We start from the raw sequence: 22,398 nt of genomic DNA, 5'->3' as shown, positions 1-22,398 counted from the left end.
CCACATGAAAAAGCTATTTATTCCTTTCATGCTCATTTTCGTGCTTATGATTAGCGCATGCAGCAGCGGGCCAGCAGATAACAAAGACAACTCCGCGGCCAAGGACAGCACATCAGGCACGATCACATATCAGTCGGAAAATGGCCCCGTTGAAGTGCCTGCCGATCCGCAGCGCGTTGTCGTACTGTCTTCCTTTGCCGGCAACGTCATGGCGCTGAACGTCAATCTTGCCGGTGTAGACTCTTGGTCCAAGATGAATCCGCGTTTCCAAGATAAATTAAAAGATGTGGCCGAAGTATCGGATGAAAACTTGGAAAAAATCATAGAGCTGCAGCCTGACCTAATCATCGGTCTGTCCTCCATCAAGAACGTGGATAAATTGAAGCAACTTGCGCCTACGGTAACGTTCACCTACGGAAAAGTAGACTACCTGACGCAGCACTTGGAAATCGGGAAGCTGTTGAACAAGGAAAAAGAAGCGCAAGCGTGGATCGATGATTTCAAAAAACGCGCTGGGCAAGCCGGAAAAGATATTAAAGCCAAAATCGGCGAAAACACAACCGTGTCCGTCATCGAGAACTTTGACAAGCAGATTTATGTGTTCGGCGATAACTGGGGCCGCGGCACCGAAATTTTGTACCAGGAAATGAAGCTGAAGATGCCTGACAAAGTGAAGGAAATGGCGCTGAAAGATGGCTACTACGCTCTATCGCTAGAAGTTCTTCCACAGTTCGCCGGTGACTATTTGATTTTCAGCAAAAACAAAGATACGGACAATTCTTTCCAGAAAACCGATACGTACACGAATATTCCTGCGGTGAAAAACAACCGCGTGTTCGAAGTCAATGCGAAAGAGTTCTACTTTAACGACCCGGTCACGCTGGATTTCCAATTGGACTTCTTTATCAAAAGCTTTCTGGGCCAGTAACAGTAATGGGAGGAGGAATTCTTAGATCTAAGAATTCCTTTTCCTGTATTCTATAACGGAAAAGAAGAGGGACTATGGCGAAAGAAAAGCGACGTTTCATCCCATTTGCATATAAACTGATGGCGGGCATTGTTGTATTTATAGCTGCGTTTGTTGTTGCCATGGTATTTGGGGCTGCTGACACCACAGTAAGAGAAGTATGGCTGGCACTGACTTCCCGCGCCACCAGCGACAACATTTCCCTGCTCCGTGAAATTCGCCTGCCGCGCGAAATCGGCGCCATTATGGTTGGCGCTGGGCTGTCCGTATCCGGCGCAATCATGCAAGGAATGACGAGGAACCCGCTTGCCGATCCCGGCTTGCTTGGCTTGACTGCCGGGGCTAATGCAGCGCTCGCCCTAACGATTGCGTTGATTCCATCAGCGAACTACTTCCATATTACGATCGCTTGCTTTATCGGAGCGGCTGTCGGAGCCATCATGGTATTCGGTATTGGAGCCTTGAAAAAGGGCGGATTATCCCCGCTTCGCGTTGTATTGGCTGGCGCTGCGGTTTCGGCATTCCTGTACGCCATCGCGGAAGGAATCGGGCTCTATTTCAAGATTTCGAAAGATGTGTCCATGTGGACGGCAGGCGGAGTCATCGGCACTTCTTGGAGCCAGCTTCAGGTCATTGCGCCTTTTATCATTATTGGTATTGTTATTGCGCTTGTGCTTTCAAGACAACTAACCATTCTGAGCTTGAATGAAGAGGTTGCCGTTGGATTGGGCCAACAGACCATTCTTGTGAAAACGATCTTATTCATTGTCATTATTCTGCTCGCCGGCGCTTCTGTCGCGCTGGTCGGAAATATGGCATTCATCGGCTTGATGGTGCCTCATATCGTGCGTGCCATGGTCGGGACAGATTATCGCTTTATTTTGCCGATGTCTGCGCTTGCAGGGGCTGCTTTTATGCTGCTGGCCGACACTCTCGGCCGAATGATCAACGCCCCATATGAAACGCCTGTAGCGGCCATTGTGGCGATGTTGGGCTTGCCTTTCTTCCTGTTCATCGTTCATAAAGGAGGCAAAGCATTCTCATGATTCCATCTGCCTTATTGAAAAAACAACGGCTCATCGTGGGTGCCTTGCTCATGCTTATTGCACTGACAGTCGTAATCGGTATGGGATTGGGGTACTCCTCTCTGTCGTATGATCGGCTGCTTCCAACTCTGTTCGGGCAAGGAACGTTCAAAGAAGAATTTGTTCTGTTCTCCGTTCGTCTGCCGCGAATCATCATCACGCTGTTGGCTGGTATGGCACTCGCCCTATCTGGCGCTATCTTGCAGGGCATCACGCGCAATGACTTGGCTGAACCCGGCATTCTGGGCGTCAATTCCGGGGCAGGCGTGGCGATTGCTGTTTTCTTCTTGTTTTTCCCGATAGACGCAGGCTCATTTGCATATATGCTGCCTCTTGTAGCATTTGCGGGCGCGCTGCTTACGACGTGTATGATTTACGTGTTCTCGTACAACAGAACGGTTGGCCTGCAGCCTGTACGGCTGGTGCTCACCGGGGTGGGATTCTCCATGGCGCTGTCCGGGACCATGATTGTCCTCATTTCATCGGCTGAGCGTTCGAAAGTAGATTTTATCGCCAAGTGGCTGGCGGGCAATATATGGGGGACGGACTGGCCATTTATATGGGCCATCCTGCCGTGGCTAGCCGTGCTGATTCCTTTCACCATGTACAAGGCGCATCGCATGAATCTGCTTGCGCTCAGCGAGCATGTGGTTATCGGCGTTGGCGTGTCGGTTGACAAGGAGCGGATCACGCTGCTGTTGACCGCGGTTGCGCTGGCGGCTTCCGCCGTCTCCGTCACGGGAGGAATCGCTTTTATTGGACTCATGGCTCCGCATATTGCCAAAGCGCTGGTCGGACCCAGACACCAATTATTTATCCCGATCGCGATTCTGATTGGCGGATGGTTGTTATTGTTCGCAGATACGATTGGACGCAATGTGCTGGACCCTGACGGAATTCCGGCTGGCATTGTAGTCGCGTTGATAGGCGCCCCATACTTCGTGTATTTGTTGTTGAAAAAGTAGCGACATAACTGAAGACCTTCCTTCACTTATTTGAGTAGGAGAGGTCAACGGAATGTGCATAGCAAATAGACCATCTCCTTCAAGGGATGGTCTATTATTACGATTGCATGACTTAGTCTCGGCTCCACAGCTTGGAGAGAAGACGGATGATCTCAATATACAGCCACACCAAAGTGACCATAAGGCCAAACGCTCCATACCATTCCATATATTTGGGAGCTCCCTGCTGTGCGCCATTTTCAATGAAATCAAAATCAAGAACGAAATTCAGCGCGGCGATAATGACAATGACAACTGAAATACCAATACCGATTAAGGTGCTATCATGCAGATAAGGGACAGTTACACCGAATAGCCCAAGTACAAAGCTCAGAAGATAGACAAGGGCAATACCAGCCGTGGCAGCGAATACGCCAAGCTTGAAGTTCTCCGTTGCCTTGATCATTCCGCTTTTATAAGCAACAAGCATACCGATGAATACGCACATCGTCAGCAGGGCCGCCTGCATCGTAATCCCGTAGTAGAACGTTTCAAATCTGGCCGAGAGAGCACCGAGAAATAACCCTTCCGCAATGGCATAGATCGGAACCAAATACGGAGCCGCCGTCGGCTTAAAGCTGATGATTAAAGCAAGGATGAATCCAACAATCGCCCCGCCATAGGCATAAGATACCACGCTGTACCCGTTAAAGTACATGGTCCACGAGACGATAGCGGCTGCTACGAGCAAGGCTAGCGTCATAAACGCTTTGTTGACCGTCCCGCCGATCGTCATAGGCTCCTGTGCGGAGTTAAATCCACTCTGTTCAAAAGTATTGTCATTCAATGTCGGATTTCCGCTGCGACCTATCAAAAAATGACCTCCTAATCGTTGTTTTATTTATATTATCATATGTTCATATTTATATAAATTACAGGTTGGTTAAAATTATCGGTTTTAATTAATCAAGCGCATACCGCTCCTCGTCAACTGTTTGTATATCTTTTGCCTTGTTGTTCAAGACGTTATCTTCCAATACGGTAAATTTATCGCCGTATTCTTTAATAATATGCTTTTCCCCCCAAGCGCATAGGGAATCCAGGATCGATTTCAAGCTCCACCCGTATTCGCTAAGCTCATACTCCACTTTCGGAGGCACTTGATTATAGATAATTCGATTCACGATGCCGTCCTGCTCCAATTCTCTTAACTGCTGCGTTAACATTTTTTGCGTAATTCCGGGCATAAGGCGTTTTAATTCACTTGTTCTTTTCTTCCCGCGAGTCAAATGACACAGGATTACACACTTCCACTTCCCGCCAATAACTTCCAAAGTTGCTTCTACTGAAATATTATATTTCTTTTTAATCACAGCCTTTTCCCTCCAAATGAGTTTATAGGAACTTTTAAGTACCTATATCACTTCAAAGTACGTACTATTCAATTTCATCCTAATAATTGATAATAGCATTTACCGGCCGGACATTACAATATTGTAGGAGTGGGGCGAATGACATTGGAGAATAAGCGGAGCACTTTGGCGCTGCTGGCGCTAGCAATTAGTGCCTTTGCGATTGGCACAACCGAGTTTATCAGCGTGGGACTGCTCCCCCTCATTGCTGAAGACTTAAATATATCTGTCACAACATCAGGTTTAACCGTTACTTTATATGCGTTAGGGGTAACCTTCGGGGCTCCCGTTCTAACGTCCTTGACCTCTAACATCTCACGTAAATCGTTGCTGCTTTGGATTATGGTTGTTTTTATTGCAGGCAATATGCTGGCTGCCGCTGCCAGTGGAATTGTCGTGCTGTTGGCGGCGCGCGTAATCTCCGCGTTGTCACATGGCGTATTCATGTCGATTGCCTCTACCATTGCGGCCGATCTCGTGCCTGAGAACCGCAGAGCCAGCGCTATCGCGATTATGTTCTCTGGACTTACTGTCGCGACCGTTACCGGCGTTCCCTTGGGCACCTTAATTGGACAACAATTCGGTTGGCGAGCAGCCTTTCTCGTGATCGTTGCAATCGGCATTCTGGCTTTCATAGCCAACATGACCTTAGTGTCTTCCAATTTACGAAAAGGAACGAAAACGCCGCTTCGCGATCAACTTAAACTTGTCACGAACAGACGATTGCTGCTTGCATTTGCCATCACTGCCTTGGGATACGGCGGGACCTTTGTCGTCTTTACCTATTTATCCCCGCTGCTTCACGATATAACCGGATTCGAGGAAAAAACGGCAGCAATCATTCTGCTTATATATGGAGTTGCCATTGCCATCGGCAATGTTATCGGAGGCAAAGCCGCCAACCGAAAACCTGTTACTGCCTTGTTCTATATGTTTTTTATACAGTCCATCGTGCTCTTCCTGTTAACGTTCACCGCACCTTTTAAAACAGCCGGTTTGATAACCATCTTCCTTATGGGGCTGTTTGCATTTATGAATGTTCCCGGCTTGCAAGTATATGTCGTCATGCTGGCTGAACGTTTCGCGCCGCAAGCGAAAGATGTGGCTTCTGCTGTCAACATTGCCGCGTTTAATGCAGGAATTGCGATCGGGGCCTACTTGGGCGGTGTCGTTACGGATACGATCGGGCTAATTCATACCACATGGGTAGGAGCATTAATGGTGATGGGAGCCGTATTGCTGACAGGCTGGGCGCGTGCCCTGGAAAGGAAAGATGCACCCGCCCAAACCAGCGAAACAAATACAGTGAACCCTGGCTCACAGTGCGCTTAAGCCATTCAAAACAAGATTCAGGAGGCTATTACTATGATGTCTAAAAATCTTCAAGATACAGTAACGTTGCACAACGGCATGAAAATGCCTTGGCTCGGGCTTGGCGTGTTCAAAGTAGAAGAAGGGCCAGGGCTGGTACAGGCTGTGAAATCAGCCATTGCACATGGTTATCGCAGTATCGATACCGCTGCTATTTATGAGAATGAGATTAGTGTAGGGCAGGGGATTCGGGAGGCTATGCTAGAGACTAATATCCCTAGAGAGGACCTATTCATAACTTCAAAAGTGTGGAATGCCGATTTGGGATACGAATCGACACTGGCTGCCTATGAAGCAAGTTTAGAAAAATTGGGCTTGGAATACCTTGATTTATACCTGATTCATTGGCCTGTACAGGGCAAATACAAAGAGGCGTGGAGAGCTTTGGAGACCCTATATCAAGAAGGACGTGTCAAGGCCATTGGGGTAAGCAATTTTCAAATCCACCATCTTGAAGACCTGATGAAGGACGCTGACATTAGACCTATGGTAAACCAGGTGGAATTCCACCCTTGTCTAACTCAAAAAGAATTGCTCCGATTCAGCAAGGAGCAGGGCATTCAGTTGGAAGCTTGGTCACCATTAATGCAAGGCGGGCTGTTGGATAATCCGATGCTGAAGGAGATCGCGGCCAGACATGGGAAGTCTGTGGCGCAAGTCATCCTGCGTTGGGATTTGCAGCATGGCGTTATCACCATACCGAAATCTACGAAGGAACATCGCATTATCGAAAACGCAGCCCTGTTCGATTTTGAGCTAACCCAAGAAGATATGGACCAGATTGATGATTTGAATCAGAATCTTCGAGTCGGTCCCGATCCGGATAACTTTGATTTTTAATAAAATGTGAAATAGACGCCATTCCTTTCAATGAAAAAGGGAGTGGCGTCTTATCTATTAGCAGTTATTTATAGTAAGGTTCACCATGCTGACTGTAAAACGTTTGTTTGATAATCCTCTACCTCAGAAAGAAAATTAGTTTTTGATCGCCCTACTTCTACTTCTGCACCTGTCCGACTAATATACTGGAGTCGCATCTGTCATATCCTTTTGTTGTTCGGTTAGGACTTACAACAATACAGAATTTGCAGATGTTTTTCTATTTTATCCTCGCATTATGATGTCAACCACTGGTTTTTGTTTTGAGCCGTGAAATAAGAGTTTTAAATTATTCAGTAAGCCCTATTTAACGCGAGAAGATTTGATGAAGAAGGAAATAATTAAACCAACCATAGCTATAATTAGAGTGAATATAAAGGAGTCCTGTACTCCCGCTGTTAATGAAGCTCCAATTGAAGAAGGGTCAGATAGATCAGTCATATTGTTCATATATCTTTTCTGAGAAGCGGACATAATCGTAATCGCAACTGCAGTGCCAATTGCTCCCGACATTTGCTGTAATGTATTCATTAAAGCAGTACCATCTGGGTAAAGATTTTTCGGTAATTGATTTAGTCCATTTGTCTGAGCAGGCATCAAAACCATCGATACACCTATAAATAGAATGGAGTGCATCACAATCACCATACTAACCGGCGTTTCAATGGTGACGTTTGACATGATCCATAACATGATAAGCATGATCGCAAATCCAGGTATAACAAGTCCTCTTGGTCCAAATTTGTCAAAGATACGACCTGTGATCGGGGACATTAATCCATTCAGCACACCACCTGGCAACAAAACAAGCCCCGCGGTAAATGCAGTCAATGCTAGCCCTGTTTGCAAATATAATGGCAACAAAATCATCGTGGACATTATTACCGTGAAGCAAATAAATACGGCCAATAAACCTAGAGTAAACATTGGATATTTTAATACACGTAAATCAAGCATCGGTTTATCCATTTTTAATTGTCGCAAAGAAAACAAGGTAAGTGCAGCAAGGCCTATAATAATCATCGTAATCACAATTGTGCTTCCCCAGCCATTCTCACCCGCGCTGCTAAAGCCATAGACGATTCCGCCAAAACCAATCGAAGATAGGATAATAGATAATATATCAATTTTGGGTTTAGTTATGGTCGAAACATTCTGCATATACAATATACCCGATACCAACGCAAGAATTAGAAACGGTAAACAAACCCAGAAAATCCAATGCCAAGTCAGTTTTTCAAGAATTAATCCTGAGATTGAGGGTCCAACTGCAGGTGCAAACATAATGACTAACCCTATTAGTCCCATTGTTGCACCTCTCTTATTGATGGGAAAAATCAATAAGATCGAATTAAACATCAGGGGCAGCAATAATCCCGTACCTATAGCCTGAATCACTCGAGAAAACATTAATACTTCGAAGCTTGGTGCAAGAGCTGCGACCAGTGTTCCAATAATTGAAAAAATCAATGACACAATAAATATTTGACGTGTACTAAACCATTGAAGTAAGAGACCCGAGACAGGAACTAATATCCCCAAGGTTAATAAATAACCTGTTGTCAGCCATTGAACCGTGGAAGAACTAATAGAAAATACTTGTATTAAATCCCCGAGAGCCATGTTTAAAGCCGTTTCACTGAACAATCCAATGAAACCAGCAATTAAGAAAGAAATTAATATTGGAGTAGTTTTAATCACTTTTGTTTGCTGTGTTTCTGCTGTTGATGACATGAATAATCCACCTTAAATTTTATTTTGTTATAAGCTTGTCGTTAGTCCGGGCAGATTAATCTTTAATTGCAACTTCTTCAGCACTTCTTTTTGGAACTTGGTGTGCTCCATACTCAAATGTGCGTGTGCAGCCTTATGCAATTCATGCGCTTCCTCGTGAGTATCAGCCAAGAAAAAATCCAGGCGAAACTCTGATGGCGTTTGGTTTGCGCCCATGCTCCTCGGCTCTTCTCCTCAGATCATTTCGCAACTCCACTCCCGACTCGCGTTCAATTCACAATTACTTTATTTGTAAAATTTTCCCGGAGCTTGCATACGATATCCCGCCTTTCATCCAAGTTGCAGATTAGAACAATCCAATACACAATTGTCTATTTGCAGTCAATTCTATCAACCTTTCCTACATGATAAAAATAGTTTTACGGCTAGGTCATTAATAGTGATTCTCATTATCAATATATAGTGTAGCAAGGACTGAAACAAATGCAAATGCACCAATCACGAATGCTATATGTATAATTATCTAATCCAGACTTGCTGAGTGATTATTTAGCTGATAATCAGGACTCGAATATAGCCTAGCCCATATTTGCACTTGCCTTCTTCAATGGAATACATCAATCAGAAACTCAATATATATGATTTTCTATCCATGGTTTCAGTTGCCTCTTAGCAACGGCTGGATTAGGAGTAAGAGCAGAATTTCTCATGGATCCAAAGAATTGATCCCCGCTTATTTTCATGATCGAGCTGGCAGTTGAACGATTTGTGTGATCCCAGTCTACCGATCAATGCCGCAACATTCTCCCCACAATGTAGACACTTTTGTGTCACTAGACAAATAAGCCGCCTACTTGGCGGCTTTCATTGCTCCGTTTTTTATTTATTATCTATAGCTTTTCTCTCCAATCCCATAAAATTCTCTGCAGCCAGGCGGATAGCCAGGACGCTTCCTGTATTGAGGGAATTATCGAAAAATAGAACATGATTGTTTTTCACGGCCTTCAGTGAGTTCCACACAGCTAAAGCCTCTTTTTCTTGGACTGCTGCCTTTGCAACGTTAAGATCGTGCTGGATAATAATGTAATCCGGATTCATCTCCGACAAAGCCTCCAGGGAAAGCATTGCATTGTCTTCAGGATATCTATCTGGCTTCATCAGCCCAAATCCCGCTGTTTCGTTATAGTACATTGTGTTTTTAGTCCCTTGAGCAGTAAAATTGGCTTTGCCGTCAACCCTCAGTAAGGCGAAGCTTTTATTTTTCAGATCACCCAACTGCTCTTTCGTTTTCTCAATAACTTCTTTGGTCTCATTGATAAGCTGCTCCGCCAATTTCTCTTTGCCGATAATCTGGGCGCAAATCATCGTTGTCTTTTCCCAAGAATCACTGTAGTCGATTTGGATAACAGGAGCAATCTTGCTTAACTCATCATAATTCGCATCAATATGGCCTTTGAAGGTTACGATCACATCAGGATTTGCAGCAATGATTGCTTCCATATTCAAGTCCCTTCCGCTGCCCAAATCTGCTATCTCGGCCGTTTCGGCATAAGGCTGCAAAGTGGCGAATTCCTTCATCGCATTCGCTGCGTTGCCCGAGGCAATTGGAGGCGTGTCCAACGCGAAAAAATAATCCAAATACAAGGGATGGAGCACTGCTATACGCTCTGGCCGTTCCTTAAATACTATCTTATTACCGGCGGCGTCCGTTATCGTTCTTGGCCATACGCCCTTCTCGGGCATGCCCGCTTCAGGCATACTTGCCCCGCTTGGCTGCCCATTTTCATGCACATTGGCAGCGTTTGTCGAAGGCTTGTTCCCTGCGGACGTTCCGGAACATCCGGTCAGCGCTCCGATCAGTATTACAAGCGGGACAACCAAGCAAATCCATCTATTCATGTCGCTTCCTCCAACACAGTTTCAATTTTAGGTATACAAATGCTTCATCAGTTCACGGTTTTTTGGTGAGAACAGGTCATTATGCGAGGATACCATCCCATACGCATTGGCATCAGGCGAGATATATTGCTTAGCTTTATTCACAGCATTCGCTGCATCCTGGAATGCTCCCGCAATCAGATGCAGCTTTCCTTCATGGTGTAAAATATCCCCTGCTGCATAAATGCCTGGCACTGATGTCTCGCTCATTGATGAGCCTGCAATCCAATAATCCTTCAGCTCGATTTTAACCTCGCTGTTGGCCAGCAAATCTTTGTCGCGTTCATAACCGTGATTAATAATAACCTCGTCTACTGCCAGCTCAAATGTCGTTCCGTCATCGTTTCCTTTCAGCACAACGGTTTCAATTTTTTCGTGATCCGCTGCCGCGATCAGCTTTTCGATCGATGTGTTTAGCATGCACTCAATAGAGCTGTTCTCAAGGCGTGATATTTCAGCCTCATGGCCTTTTAATGTATCTTTCCGATACGTTAAATAAACGCGCTCGGCTATCGGCTCCAATTCATTGGCCCAGTCAATGGCTGAATTTCCGCCACCTGAAATTAAAACCGTTTTCTCTTTAAAACGTGAAAGCGATTTTACGGTATAATGCAAGTTAGTGACTTCGAATCGCTCTGCGCCTTCGATATCCAGTTTAATCGGTTTTAGAATTCCTCCGCCAACAGCTAAAATTACCGTCTTTGAACGATGTGTCTGGCCGGAAGCGGTATGCAAAACGAAACAATCTTCTTCATCTTGGGATATGGATACAACCTTTTCCCCATGTACAACCTCTGGCTGGAACGTCAATCCTTGAGCAACCATTTGTTCGATCAATTGCGAGCCGGGAACAGGTGTTAATCCCCCCACATCCCAGATCATCTTCTCCGGATAGACATGCACCTTACCGCCCAGAAAAGGCTGAAATTCTATGATTTTCGTTTTCATTTCACGCAAACCGCTATAGAATGCGGCGAACAACCCTGCAGGCCCGCCACCTACAATCGTGACATCAAACAATTCCTTATCATGCATCGTACAGTCTCCTCACTTTATATGGATACAGCTGATTAGCATATTCTACATACCAGATGTTAAATGCCTAAATGCTCTTTCAAGGTCGAGCCTGTATATTCGCCTCTGAACAAACCCTGTTCTACCAGCTGCGGCATCAGCTTTTCAAAAAATAACTCCATCGATTGTTCCGACCCGCCCGGAAGAGCGATAAAACCGTCGATCGCGCCTGCTTCGAACCGTTCCATAATATCGTTCAGCACGTCTTCAACTGTTCCAACCGAAACCCAGTGTGCAGACCCTAAGACCTCCGGCCTTGACAAAACCTCTGCTACTGTAGGCTGATAGTTTATAATATATCTCCGAAGCAGTTCAGCATGCGTTCGGCTGCGGACTGGTTGATTCGGATCGGGAAGCATATCGGCGGTCACGCGATCATTCAATTCAAAATTGCTTAAATCAAGGTCCAACACAGATTTAAGCGCTGCATGTCTACGTTCGATACTGAAGTGCGCGTTCGCAGCCTCGAACAATGCCTGTGCTTCCTCGCGAGTATCGGCCAAGAAAAAATATAGTCCCGGCAAAACCTTGATCGAGTTCGGATGACGTCCATGCTCCTCCGCTCTTCTCCTCAGATCGCTCCGTAACTCCACCCCCGACTCAAGATCAGGCATCGCCGCAAAAATGGCGTCCGCTACTGAAGAAGCGAAATCTCGTCCAATATCCGATGCGCCTGCTTGAAATAAAGGAATGGTTCCTGATTTATGGGCGGGTAGAGTGAGCGGTCCCTTGACACTGAAGAACTCACCTGAATGATTGATGGAGGAAACTTGATCCGGATCAGAAAATTTGCCTGACTCACGATCAATTAGGATCGCTTCACGCGGGAAACTTGCCCAAAGCTCGCGCACTACATCAGTAAATTCTCTTGCTCTCGCATACCTTTCTTGCGGAGAAGGCATAGGCGAATCACTGAAATTTTCCGCTCCTTCAATCGAAGTTACAATGTTCCAACCGGTACGTCCACTGCTAAGCCAGTGCAAAGACTGAAGCTGCCTGGCTACAACATACGGCGGATTGAAGGTCGTGGAAACCGTCGTTACCAGTCCGATCCGATTCGTCTCACGAGCAATCGCCGCAAACATGACCGTAGGGTCAGGACTGCCAAAATTAGCAGAATCACCTAGCATTTGCGGACTAATATAAAGATAATCTGCCCTGAACAGAAAATCGAGCTTTGCCTTCTCCGCCAGTTTGGCCAATTCAATATAATAATCAATCGACTTCATCTTCTCCACGCGGCTATCCGGACGCCTCCAGCTGTGTCCTTTCATCCAGGTTGCCGATAAAGAAAATCCGATGCATAATTGCCTATTTGCATTCACTTGCAGCTACCGCCCTTTCCGGTATGATAAAATGGTCATCCGCTCAGAAATTACTAATCGGATGCACATTTATGAGAACGAATATTGTTCATTATCAAACCCAATAATAACGATAATCATTCTCATTTAGTAGTGTAGCAAGGACTCCTCTAAATGCAAATACACAAATAACAAATGCAACATACACTATTATCAAATCTATCCGCGTTTTGTTCTTCGCTCTGCTGAAATATAGCGGATTACCGTAGCCGACACTAACAGCAATATCGCGGATAGGAAAATTTCCTGTGCTGTTGGGAGCATAAGTTGCTGGATTAAATTTATGTGGAATGTCTAATATTCATGGAGATAAAAGATTTAGTTTAATGAAAAGGGAAGTTACGAAAGAGGTTGTTTGAATGCTCTCGTCCAATCGACTTTGTTATCCAACATCGGATGGAAAGAGCATGTGAACTTCTTAAAACTCTGAATTTAGAGAAGATGGCGATTGCGATCTGGTTAAGGCCTAACCCTCAGACGCGGTGAACCGAATTAATTATAATGCTGCTCTTGTCCTGTACGATTGTCCTCAGGCTGGAAGCAATGAAAAATTGGGCGGCGTAATACGTTATCATAATTAACGGTTCCGCGAAGGCGACTTCAGACACAAACATGTTCCAGGATAAAATGGAATCCGATACCGCAAACAAAATGCTTCCGGCAGCCGCCAGCTTGTTGCCGGTCATGATGGCCGACCAAGTCATTAGGGAGATGACGAGAATATAGACGAGAATAGGTGCGATTAAGGAAGCATCGCCGTTACGAATCAACGCTTGAATGAGCTGCCAACTCATGAACGAAGCATATAATAGGATCGGAACGATCGCACTGAAGCGCATTTTTGAATAGCGCCATCTGCCAATAAAACCGGTCAAATAAAACAGATGCCCGATAAGGAATGCGGACAGGCCAACGACAAACCAGACCAGCAGCCCGTCGCCCAGCATGCAGAAAAATAACCCGATCCAGATAACCCAATGACAACTCTTTCTATTGGAGGGCATTTGAAGGCATCCGTAAGCGATAATAAGCCACATCGGAATTAATTTAAACAGCAGTTTGGCCGCTTGCGGCTCGCCAGGAATAATGAAAATATAGAGGATACTCATGACAACGATGAGTGCGGGCAGCCCATACTTGATCAAAAAGAATCGCTCCTTTCATTTCATTGTTTTTAGCAAAAACACTCCAATTTTTTGCATCTTCCGTTTTTTGTAAACGTATTTGTACTATCCTATTCTTTGTGCCCGCTGCAAATTCCTTTCAGACAAGCTTCTTTCAATGATTACCGAAAAAAGAAGGGTGGACATTCATGTTATCTCAGACCGTTCAGAAAGATATCGTAAGCCTCGATTTCTACCAACCAATCTATCGATCACAACTTGAAAAATATCACTTGTCAGAGGAACAAAAAAACCTTACGGCACTGCCGCTGGAGGCTATAGCAACCTGTGAACAAGAAAATGATCGGCACCCCATTCTAATCTTGAGTGATAATACTCCAGTTGGTTTCTTTGTGCTTCATGGATGGGAAGGAGTTAAGAACTATAGTGACAACCAAGACGCCATTCTGCTAAGAGCCTATTCAGTCGATTCATCCATGCAGGGAAAGGGGATTGCCAAAAAATCACTGTTGCTGCTGCCAACCTTTGTTCGAAAACATTTTCCGAATAAAAATGAGATTATATTAGCCGTAAATCACTCGAATGCGCAAGCGCAATACATATATAAAAAATGTGGTTTTGAAGATAAAGGCCTTCGTGCAGACGGCCGTAAAGGTGAATTGCTCATCTTACACCTGGATCTGGGGAACGGTTAGCTTTATTCGTTTCAATGATGATACTGCGCATATTGCTTCGATCTTTTTAGTGATAGAATGAAACCATTAGATCTAGCCCACAGGCATCGTGCAAAAGCCATAAACAACAGAGGGGAAAGAGATGAATGACAGAAATAATAGATTGGAAAAATGGAGCTAGCGGGCATAAATTCATTGCTTCTTTTAGTGGAGGAAAGGATAGTGTGTTAGCTCTATATAAAGCAATGAAGGTTGGAGAAGCAGTTGGACTAATCGTGATGTTGGAGGAAGAAGGGAAACGTTCCCGATCCCATGGAATGCCTCCAGAGCTAATACGCGCTCAAGCTGAATCGATAGGATTACCTGTATATACTGCGGCTGCGAGTTGGACAGATTATGAAACAATCTTTATACGCCTTTTAGAACAAGCTAAAAATCAGGGAGCAGAAGTATTAGTAACTGGAGATTTGGATGTGCCTGCTCATGGTTGTTGGCATGACAGGGTTACGAAAAATGCCGGATTAAAGCTTGGGATGCCTCTATGGGAAATGAATCATCTTGAAGCTGTCCAAGAGTTCATCAATCTAGGATTTGTAACGATCCTTGTAACCGTAAATTTATCATTAGGAATGAGGGAAGACGATTTAGGGCGAATGTTAACCCATGAATATGTGAAGGAGCTTGAAGCTCGCGGTATTGACCCATGCGGAGAAGGTGGAGAGTTCCATACCACAGTAATAGATGGGCCCATTTTCAAACATCCTATTCCCGTTCGCAGATGTGAGATCATTAAAGATGGAACATATGCTTTTTTGCCTTTAGAGCTAGAACGAAACAGCAATTGTGGGAGTTCTCATCAAGGGGAATAATCTAGTCACAGCTCAGGATCTCAAAGCAAGAATAGAACAAGCCCTCCATGCCAGAGGGCTTCCAATACAGATTCGTTCTGTTTCATTAATACCGCATTTATATCTTCTTAACAAATTCAGACTTTAATTTCATGGCTCCAAAACCATCGATTTTGCAATCAATATCGTGATCTCCATCAATCAAACGTATATTTTTTACTTTTGTGCCTATTTTTACAACCAATGAACTTCCTTTTACTTTCAGGTCTTTGATTACGGTTACAGAATCACCGTCGTTTAAGACATTTCCATTTGCGTCTTTGATGATCTTGTTATCTTCACTGTTTTCGGTTTGTAATTCCAAAGACCACTCATGGCCGCATTCCGGGCAAACAAAAAGAGCTCTATCTTCGTAAGTGTATTCTGAATTACAGTTTGGGCAATTTGGTAAATTAGACATAGTTTCATTTTCTCCATTCGTGATTGTCCGTTTTAATATAAGAGTTCCTTATATGCTTATATACTGTCATAGTCTTCTCATATTGGCAAACCTTCGTCTTACTATATATTTGTTCTTAATCGATGAATCCACTTAATATGATAATTGGTTTGATGCTGTTTATGACTATGGGGTTCGTTATGCCACTTCCACAACTTTCCCCGCTGATATTCCCAATCATACTGGTATTTCTTTTTCTTCCCCGTCTTCGTTTCGATCAACTCAAATACCGTCATGAAGGTTCCATCCATGAATTTGATGGTTTTCCGTACAAATAGCCCCTTGCTCAGCTCATCGCCGAAAAAACCGTGCACAAGTGTTTCCTGCAAATACCCGAATATTCAATTAGGCATCAAAAAAGCGCCTGTAATCAGACGCTTACCTATTTGTCAGATATAAAAGTCTGCACCAGATTTAGCCGTTATTTATGATACTTCTCAACTTAACGGGTCTAAAGACGTCTTCAAAGGCTCGGATGCATGAACCGCTTCGGGAACTATCCAACACAGCAAATATAATTTCATCAAACAGCGTGCCGTAGCCCTCGACCTCCAACAGTTGTTTCCACCATTCTGCCACATCAACCGGATTGTTGCGGAATACGCCGCAGCCATACGCACCGAGCACCAAGTATTTATCTCCTCTATCCGCAAAGATCGCCAGCGCCATACGCATGCGATCCTTCATCACGCGCTTCGCCTTCTCGCTGTCTTCGCCCTTCAACAGCACTTGGCCATAGTTGACGGCGGGCAAGGTCAGAACCGAAGCAGTCACCGGCTGCTCCAGAAGCTGAAACCGTTCATTTCGGAAAAATACAACATTCGGCGAATAGATGGCATAATCGGTATACATCATGGAGCGGCAGGCGCGATTAGCCGCATAATAGGCCTCGTTGCGCAGCTGCGTTCCGTACAGGCCGCTTGAAGCGGCGAGACTTTCCTCCTGTGCCATCGCACCGTTTAAAAATCCGCCTCCCGGATTTTTCGCGCTTGCAAAGTTAAGCACCCCGACGCCGCGAATCCCCGCTTGGGCGGCATCCAGAATCGCTTTAACGGTGGCCTCGTTGGCTGCGCGTTGTTGTGCCTGGTTCCCATTTGGCGGCAGCTTACAGCTCTTTACCAATTCCATACCCTGTTCAGGCGCAATAAGAATGCTGTTGTCCTCCGAATATTGCTGTAGAGCCGAGAAGTCCACCTTTTGCCCGTTCCATTCATAATATCCCTGCCGGATATAGCGAAGCGTATCCTGCGCAAGCTCCTTTCGGTTCATGTTACTCCCCTTCTTTCTCTAGAAGCTGGTCCCGCACCTCAGTCAGCGCAAAGCCCAGCAGGTTTCTCCCTCGCCATTTCATTGGATTGTCCGCAGCGGAATTCTCCTTCACCATTCCAATACCCCACATCCGATCAGTGGGGCTCGCTTCCACCAGAATCCGCTGTTTCGTTGATCTCATAAACGCCCAGAGCTCCGGATTCTGCGAAAATTTCGCCAAGTTGCCCCGCTTCACAATGTCATAGCAGTTGTTATTCCATACGTCGTTGTTAAAGTGTTTAACCGCCCGTCCAAAGGCTTTCATTTGTTTCGGATGCTTCGCATTCATAATTTCCACAAGCATCTCGTCATCGTGGAACAGCCGCGCCTTTTCCGCCATCATGTACTGCTCGGTGCAGCTATATCTGTTCCCGTCTACGGTAAATTGGCACTTCCACCATTGACTGAAGCAGCTCTGATTGACGCTCCCGTCAGCGGGAGGCGTATGTCCCCAGAAAAATAAAAACTTATATTTCTTTCCCGCTTGATACGCTTTCTGCAAGTCTTCAATATTGTAAACCATCATATCCCCTCGCGATTCCTCCGGTATAGCCGCGACGGGCGGTGCCCGGCATTCTCCGTGTAATGATCCGTCTCTTCGACAAGCGGGGCCGCTTTACGGCGGAAAGCCGCCTTCAGCAGTTCCTTGTCCAGAATGACTTCGTATACCTGCTGCAATTCCGTCAGTGTAAACAACTTGGGCATCAAATGCAGAGCAATGTCGGTATACTCCACTTTCCCCCGCAGGCGTTCGATGGCATAGCTGATAATCTTGGCATGGTCGAAGGCCAACCCCTCATTGGAGAGAATGACATATTCCACTGCAGACGATGCTTCCGCAGACGTCATTTTGCGCTCCACCACGGCGGTTAATGTTTCCTGCCCCCCCGTTAGCTTTAGCTCGTACTGCTTCGTCTTGATTATTCCGTCCTCCAGCAATTCCTTCTGCTCCCTCATGAGACGATAGGAGACACTGAACCAAGAGGCTTCATCTGCATCATCTCCGGCCTCGATATGCACCTTAGAGCTATCGATCAGCGCCATATAGGAACAGCTCATGACCCAAGTCCGCGGATCCCGCCCCGGCTCGCTAAATGTATACAGCTGCTCCAAGTAGACGTTGTCCACTCCCGTTTCCTCCTGCAGTTCCCTCTGTGCCGCCTGCTCCGTCGTCTCCACAGGACGGACGAATCCGCCCGGCAGCGCCCAGCTTCCAAGGAAGGGATGCCCGCCGCGTCGAATAAGCAACACCCGCAGTTCCTTCTTCGGAAGCTTGCGGTAATTACTTTCCTCGGTATCGGTAACCGTAAAAATGACCATATCTGTTGCCACAGACGGACGTTCGTAATCTCCTGCGGTATATTGTTCAAGAAACTCTTGCTCGGTAAGCCCATTACGGTCCCTTATTGACATTACACCACCACCTGTTCGTAACCATTTGTTATTATCTATTTGTTACTATCAAAATATACGATTTCGGGCAATTTGTCAACATGTTCGCAAACAAGCGTTTCAAATAGGGGAACGACAATCGGACGATAATCCTACTTTTGCACACGAAACTGAAATAAAATAAAGCGCATACATGATACCATATAAGTACTTGTTGCACTTCATTGCCAAGTGGATTACGCCTCAGCCTCAAAAGGATTTAAAAAATGGGAGGGATTCGATATGAGTAAGACGATTGTAGCCATCATCGGCTGCGGGACGATTGCCAACAGCGCCCACATTCCTGCTTATCTGGCCAATCCAGAAGCCGAGATCAAGTATTTCTGCGATATCCGCAAGGAAAGAGCAGAGAAAGCGGTCGACCAGTACGGTTGCGGGGAGGCAATTGAAGATTACCGCATCATTCTGGAAGATCCGGAAGTAGAAGCCGTCTCAATATGTACGCCGAACAATTGCCACGCCTTGATCGCTATCGAATGTATGCGTGCCGGCAAGCATGTGCTCTGCGAGAAGCCGGCTGCCAGAACATATGAGGAAGCGCTTGAGATGCAGAAGGTGCAGCATGAGACCGGGAAGACGCTGAACATCGGCGTCGTAAATCGCTTTAATACGGGTGTAAACATCATTAAAAAGATGATCGAAGATGGAGAGCTGGGCGATCTGTACCACGTATACGTCAGCTTCCGCTCGCATCGTTCGATTCCAGGACTGGGGGGAGACTTTACGAACAAGGCTGTCGCAGGCGGCGGCGCGCTCATTGATTGGGGCGTGCACTTTCTCGACATCGTGATGTACTGCGCAGGCGACCCGGATCCGAAGACGGTTACGGGACAGACGTACTCCAAGCTGGGCAAGGATATGAAGGATTACTCCTATATCAATATGTGGGCGGGGCCGCCCAACTATGAGGGTACGTACGATGTCGATGATTTCGTTACAGCCATGATTCGAACGGCAGGTCCTTCGATTACGGTAAATGGAGCCTGGGCGCAAAATATCGGAGTCGACGAGATGTACATTGACTTTCTGGGAGACAAAGCGGGAATTCGGCTGCAGTACGGGGCGGATTTCACCATTTACAGCGCCAAGCATGGCGCATTGCTGGAAAGCAAGCCGAAGTTTACGAAGACCGATCAATTCCAGAACGAGATCGACAGCTTCCTCTCCTGCGTTAAGTCGGGGGAAAAATTGCCGTCACACATTGATACCGTCATCCTGACAGCCAAAATCATTCAGGCCATCTATCAATCTTCAGAGCAAAGAACAGAGATCTCTTTCGTGAAAGAGGGAGCGCCAGCATGAAGAAAATAGGCTTTATCGATTATTATCTGGATGAATGGCATGCGAACAAATACCCGGAATGGATTCGAAACGCATCCGGCGGAAGTATAGAAGTCACTTATGCATACGGCATGAGGGATGCCGAGCAGGGATTGAGCAACGCGGCGTGGTGCGAGCGTCATGGCGTTACGCTGTTGAACACGATTGAAGAGGTCGTGGAAAAGAGCGATTATTTGATCGTGCTTTCACCCGATCACCCGGAGCATCATGAGGCGCTCGCTTATCTGCCGCTGGCATCGGGCAAGCCGACTTACATCGATAAGACACTTGCCCCTGACCGAGCAGCCGCGCTTCGCCTGTTCGAGCGGGCGGCGCAGCATAGCACGCCGCTATATTCCTCGTCAGCCCTGCGATTCGCGACCGAATATGGCGACGCGGAGCGCAATGGCATTGAGGCCATCTCCAGTTGGGGTCCCGGCGCGTTCGAGAACTACTCGATCCATCAGATCGAACCGATCGTATCGCTGATGGGGGCAGATGCGAAGCGAGTCATGTTCATCGGAACGAAGACAGCTCCAGCCCTGCTGATCGAATTCAAAGACGGACGGCAAGCGATGATTCATCACCTGGGCGACGAGTGTCCGTTTACGATGGCAGTAAAGTATGATTCGAGTAGTTGCAGCATTCTGAAGCCGGAATCGAATTTTTTCAACCTGTTCATTCATGACCTTGTTGCCTTCTTCGAGACCGGGCGCATATCAGTTCCTTCCGCTCAAACGATCGCCATCATTACGATTATCGAATATGGTCTAAAAGCGGTTAAGCAGCCGTATGAATGGGTAGAGCTGCCATAGCGTTCCAGTTCGATCGCAACTGGCATTCGGATAATTCCATGGATCCACCCTCTTTCTGTGGAAGTATTTGTATCTTTGTATTCTATCATCATGTAGATCATTCCTGTAGAATATTGCCTTTTATATAAGTAAAATAGATATCGATAAGAGAGTAATAGATTCGGTTCGAATCTATGCACGAAAGAAAGAGGGTAGTTTTATTGAGTAAGCGGCATTATGTATGCTCTATATTAGCAATGTTGTTGACGATTACACTGCTATTCCCGCAACAGACGGTGGAAGCGGCAGGTAAGCCAAATACGACTGGTAGAACGAAGATTATGCTGGATGAATATGCGCTCGAATTCTCAGCAGAGCCAATCATTGTGCAAGGCAATACGATGGTTCCGTTCCGCGGAATCGCTGAAGCGCTGAATATAGAAGTGCTGTGGAATCCAAAGAATCAGACCGTAACGGCGAATCAGACGGCTGTTCAAGAGAAGAAGGTCGTTGTTCTGCAGTTGAACCAGAAGACGGCGAAGGTTAATGGCCAATCTGTCCAACTCTCAATGGCGCCTTTCGTCAAAGCAGGTACAACGTATATTCCACTCAGCTTTTTCAGCAGACAATTCGGAGCACAAGTGTCCTGGAATTCGGCTGCGAAAGTTGTCTCTATCCAATCACCGCCGAAGAAGATGTATAATATGGCGTTCTATGCTATTTCGTCGTTTAAAGAGCGGAATCTTATTCCGCAGTTCGATGCGACCGCATTCGGATGGGTTCGCCTTCAGGAAGACGGGACGATTACGACAGAAGGCAAGGACTTCTATTGGCCGCAGCCAGCGGGAGATATTACGCCGGAATCTATTGTTGCCGAAGCGAAGCAGGCGGGAACAACTCCTTACCTGATGGTGTTCTCCTCGGATAGCAAAGGCGAGCTGACGAAAATGCTGGAAGATGAGACACTTCGGGATAAGGCGATAGAAGATATCATTCAACTCGCACAGGATAAGAACTTTTCAGGCATTGTGCTTGATTTTGAAGGATTGGGATTATCCGGAGACAAGGCTAAGGCGAAGCAGGATTACAACTTCTTTGTCACTCAGCTTGCGAATAAAGCGAGAGCCGCCAATTTGAAGTTGACGCTGGCGCTGCATCCGCTGAACGGCGCTTATCAGGGGTATGATTATAAGACGCTTGCTTCTGTAGCGGACGATATTATGATTATGGCGTATGCCTACGCGGGTGAAAAAGCGCCGGAACCACTCGATAAAGTGAACGAAGCGATTAAGCTGGCGTTGAAAGAAGTTCCAAAACATAAGCTTCTATTAGGCTTGTCGATGGGCAGCGAGAACAGCAAGTCCATCTCAAGTGTCATTGGGCTTGCCAAGCGCTATCAGTTGAAGGGCACGGCAATCTGGAGATTGGGGCTCATTGGGGAAGAAGCGATGAAGCAGATCGAGCAGAACGTAGTGCCGTTAAAGTCATAATAGAGGTTGCTGAAATTTTAATTGCCAAAAAGGTCGAGTCAGGATTCCCATTTGCTCTTGAATTCGGCCTTTTTGGTTTATCGTGCAGGATACGGTGTCAATTTTCACTATGTATGGTGAA

The 22,398-nt window shown here is 46.1% G+C and carries 22 protein-coding genes and 1 pseudogene; 10 read left to right on the top strand and 13 right to left on the bottom strand.

From position 1 onward, the window contains the following. The first annotated feature begins 4 nt into the window (after positions 1–4). The 3 genes from A372_RS0123300 to A372_RS0123290 all read left to right on the top strand — a co-directional run bounded on the left by A372_RS0123300 (position 5) and on the right by A372_RS0123290 (position 3,017). The gene (locus A372_RS0123300; protein ID WP_019423323.1) at positions 5–928 is read left to right on the top strand and encodes an iron-hydroxamate ABC transporter substrate-binding protein; all 924 of its coding nucleotides are present in this window, start codon (positions 5–7) and stop codon (positions 926–928) included. A 74-nt stretch (positions 929–1,002) separates the two neighbouring features. After that, positions 1,003–2,013, top strand: a complete 1,011-nt coding sequence (locus A372_RS0123295; protein ID WP_019423322.1) for a FecCD family ABC transporter permease — start codon at positions 1,003–1,005, stop codon at positions 2,011–2,013. Next, positions 2,010–3,017, top strand: a complete 1,008-nt coding sequence (locus tag A372_RS0123290) for a FecCD family ABC transporter permease (RefSeq protein ID WP_019423321.1) — start codon at positions 2,010–2,012, stop codon at positions 3,015–3,017. Before A372_RS0123295 ends, A372_RS0123290 begins: the two co-directional genes overlap by 4 nt. Before the next feature lie 112 nt (positions 3,018–3,129). On the opposite strand, the gene A372_RS0123285 is transcribed toward A372_RS0123290, so the two are convergent. Further along, positions 3,130–3,870 (bottom strand): Bax inhibitor-1/YccA family protein, encoded by a 741-nt coding sequence (locus A372_RS0123285; RefSeq protein WP_019423320.1) that lies wholly within the window; start codon positions 3,868–3,870, stop codon positions 3,130–3,132. 88 nt (positions 3,871–3,958) lie between these two features. Beyond that, positions 3,959–4,366 carry a winged helix-turn-helix transcriptional regulator gene (locus tag A372_RS0123280; RefSeq protein ID WP_192813631.1) on the bottom strand — a complete coding sequence of 136 codons (408 nt, stop codon included), beginning with the start codon at positions 4,364–4,366 and terminating at the stop codon, positions 3,959–3,961. A 141-nt stretch (positions 4,367–4,507) separates the two neighbouring features. Here A372_RS0123280 and A372_RS0123275 point away from each other — a divergent pair, with 141 nt between their 5' ends. Continuing rightward, positions 4,508–5,740, top strand: a complete 1,233-nt coding sequence (locus tag A372_RS0123275) for an MFS transporter (RefSeq protein WP_019423318.1) — start codon at positions 4,508–4,510, stop codon at positions 5,738–5,740. Positions 5,741–5,776: 36 nt separating this feature from the next. Next, positions 5,777–6,619, top strand: coding sequence for an aldo/keto reductase (locus tag A372_RS0123270; protein ID WP_026011252.1), 843 nt, complete (start codon positions 5,777–5,779; stop codon positions 6,617–6,619). Between the two features lie 342 nt (positions 6,620–6,961). Here A372_RS0123270 and A372_RS0123265 read toward each other — a convergent pair whose 3' ends face one another. The 6 genes and pseudogenes from A372_RS0123265 to A372_RS0123240 form a co-directional block, all read right to left on the bottom strand. After that, the gene (locus A372_RS0123265; RefSeq protein WP_019423316.1) at positions 6,962–8,392 is read right to left on the bottom strand and encodes a DHA2 family efflux MFS transporter permease subunit; all 1,431 of its coding nucleotides are present in this window, start codon (positions 8,390–8,392) and stop codon (positions 6,962–6,964) included. 114 nt (positions 8,393–8,506) lie between these two features. Continuing rightward, a pseudogene (locus A372_RS37585) lies at positions 8,507–8,657 on the bottom strand (LLM class flavin-dependent oxidoreductase); the annotation flags it as partial. A gap of 614 nt (positions 8,658–9,271) precedes the next feature. Further along, positions 9,272–10,150: an iron-siderophore ABC transporter substrate-binding protein gene (locus tag A372_RS0123255; RefSeq protein WP_237728586.1), complete on the bottom strand. Its 879-nt coding sequence runs from the start codon at positions 10,148–10,150 to the stop codon at positions 9,272–9,274. Positions 10,151–10,318: 168 nt separating this feature from the next. After that, positions 10,319–11,365, bottom strand: a complete 1,047-nt coding sequence (locus A372_RS0123250) for an NAD(P)/FAD-dependent oxidoreductase (RefSeq protein WP_019423313.1) — start codon at positions 11,363–11,365, stop codon at positions 10,319–10,321. A gap of 59 nt (positions 11,366–11,424) precedes the next feature. Next, the gene (locus tag A372_RS0123245) at positions 11,425–12,729 is read right to left on the bottom strand and encodes an NtaA/DmoA family FMN-dependent monooxygenase (RefSeq protein WP_026011251.1); all 1,305 of its coding nucleotides are present in this window, start codon (positions 12,727–12,729) and stop codon (positions 11,425–11,427) included. 512 nt (positions 12,730–13,241) lie between these two features. Next, complete coding sequence (locus tag A372_RS0123240; protein ID WP_019423311.1) at positions 13,242–13,913, bottom strand: lysoplasmalogenase; 672 nt, start codon at positions 13,911–13,913, stop codon at positions 13,242–13,244. A gap of 167 nt (positions 13,914–14,080) precedes the next feature. Between A372_RS0123240 and A372_RS0123235 the strand changes: the two genes are divergently transcribed. Continuing rightward, positions 14,081–14,587, top strand: a complete 507-nt coding sequence (locus tag A372_RS0123235) for a GNAT family N-acetyltransferase (protein WP_019423310.1) — start codon at positions 14,081–14,083, stop codon at positions 14,585–14,587. A 125-nt stretch (positions 14,588–14,712) separates the two neighbouring features. Then, entirely contained in the window at positions 14,713–15,435 is a 723-nt protein-coding gene (locus A372_RS0123230) for a diphthine--ammonia ligase (RefSeq protein WP_019423309.1), read from the top strand. A gap of 97 nt (positions 15,436–15,532) precedes the next feature. Here A372_RS0123230 and A372_RS0123225 read toward each other — a convergent pair whose 3' ends face one another. From A372_RS0123225 to A372_RS0123205, 5 genes are all read right to left on the bottom strand, one after another. After that, the gene (locus A372_RS0123225) at positions 15,533–15,874 is read right to left on the bottom strand and encodes a zinc ribbon domain-containing protein YjdM (RefSeq protein ID WP_019423308.1); all 342 of its coding nucleotides are present in this window, start codon (positions 15,872–15,874) and stop codon (positions 15,533–15,535) included. A 101-nt stretch (positions 15,875–15,975) separates the two neighbouring features. Beyond that, positions 15,976–16,164 (bottom strand): toxin-antitoxin system TumE family protein, encoded by a 189-nt coding sequence (locus A372_RS39650; protein WP_443146848.1) that lies wholly within the window; start codon positions 16,162–16,164, stop codon positions 15,976–15,978. Positions 16,165–16,327: 163 nt separating this feature from the next. Further along, a complete protein-coding gene (locus tag A372_RS34625; protein WP_019423306.1) occupies positions 16,328–17,182 on the bottom strand; it encodes a TIGR02452 family protein in 855 nt (284 codons plus the stop codon). Position 17,183: 1 nt separating this feature from the next. Then, a complete protein-coding gene (locus A372_RS0123210) occupies positions 17,184–17,744 on the bottom strand; it encodes an NADAR family protein (protein WP_036705135.1) in 561 nt (186 codons plus the stop codon). Continuing rightward, positions 17,744–18,634, bottom strand: coding sequence for an NUDIX hydrolase (locus A372_RS0123205; protein ID WP_019423304.1), 891 nt, complete (start codon positions 18,632–18,634; stop codon positions 17,744–17,746). The genes A372_RS0123210 and A372_RS0123205 overlap by 1 nt, the downstream gene beginning before the upstream one ends. 261 nt (positions 18,635–18,895) lie before the next feature. Here A372_RS0123205 and A372_RS0123200 point away from each other — a divergent pair, with 261 nt between their 5' ends. The 3 genes from A372_RS0123200 (at position 18,896) to A372_RS0123190 (ending at position 22,277) form a co-directional block, all read left to right on the top strand. Continuing rightward, positions 18,896–19,975, top strand: a complete 1,080-nt coding sequence (locus A372_RS0123200; RefSeq protein ID WP_019423303.1) for a Gfo/Idh/MocA family protein — start codon at positions 18,896–18,898, stop codon at positions 19,973–19,975. Beyond that, complete coding sequence (locus A372_RS0123195) at positions 19,972–20,808, top strand: hypothetical protein (protein ID WP_019423302.1); 837 nt, start codon at positions 19,972–19,974, stop codon at positions 20,806–20,808. The genes A372_RS0123200 and A372_RS0123195 overlap by 4 nt, the downstream gene beginning before the upstream one ends. Positions 20,809–21,008: 200 nt before the next feature. Next, the gene (locus A372_RS0123190; RefSeq protein WP_019423301.1) at positions 21,009–22,277 is read left to right on the top strand and encodes a stalk domain-containing protein; all 1,269 of its coding nucleotides are present in this window, start codon (positions 21,009–21,011) and stop codon (positions 22,275–22,277) included. The last annotated feature ends 121 nt before the right edge of the window (positions 22,278–22,398 follow it).

Source organism: Paenibacillus sp. OSY-SE, assembly GCF_000283315.1.
Taxonomy (GTDB): domain Bacteria; phylum Bacillota; class Bacilli; order Paenibacillales; family Paenibacillaceae; genus Paenibacillus_B; species Paenibacillus_B profundus.
The sequence above is the reverse complement of the archived record's forward strand: the minus strand, read 5'-3'. Positions and strand labels throughout refer to the sequence as shown.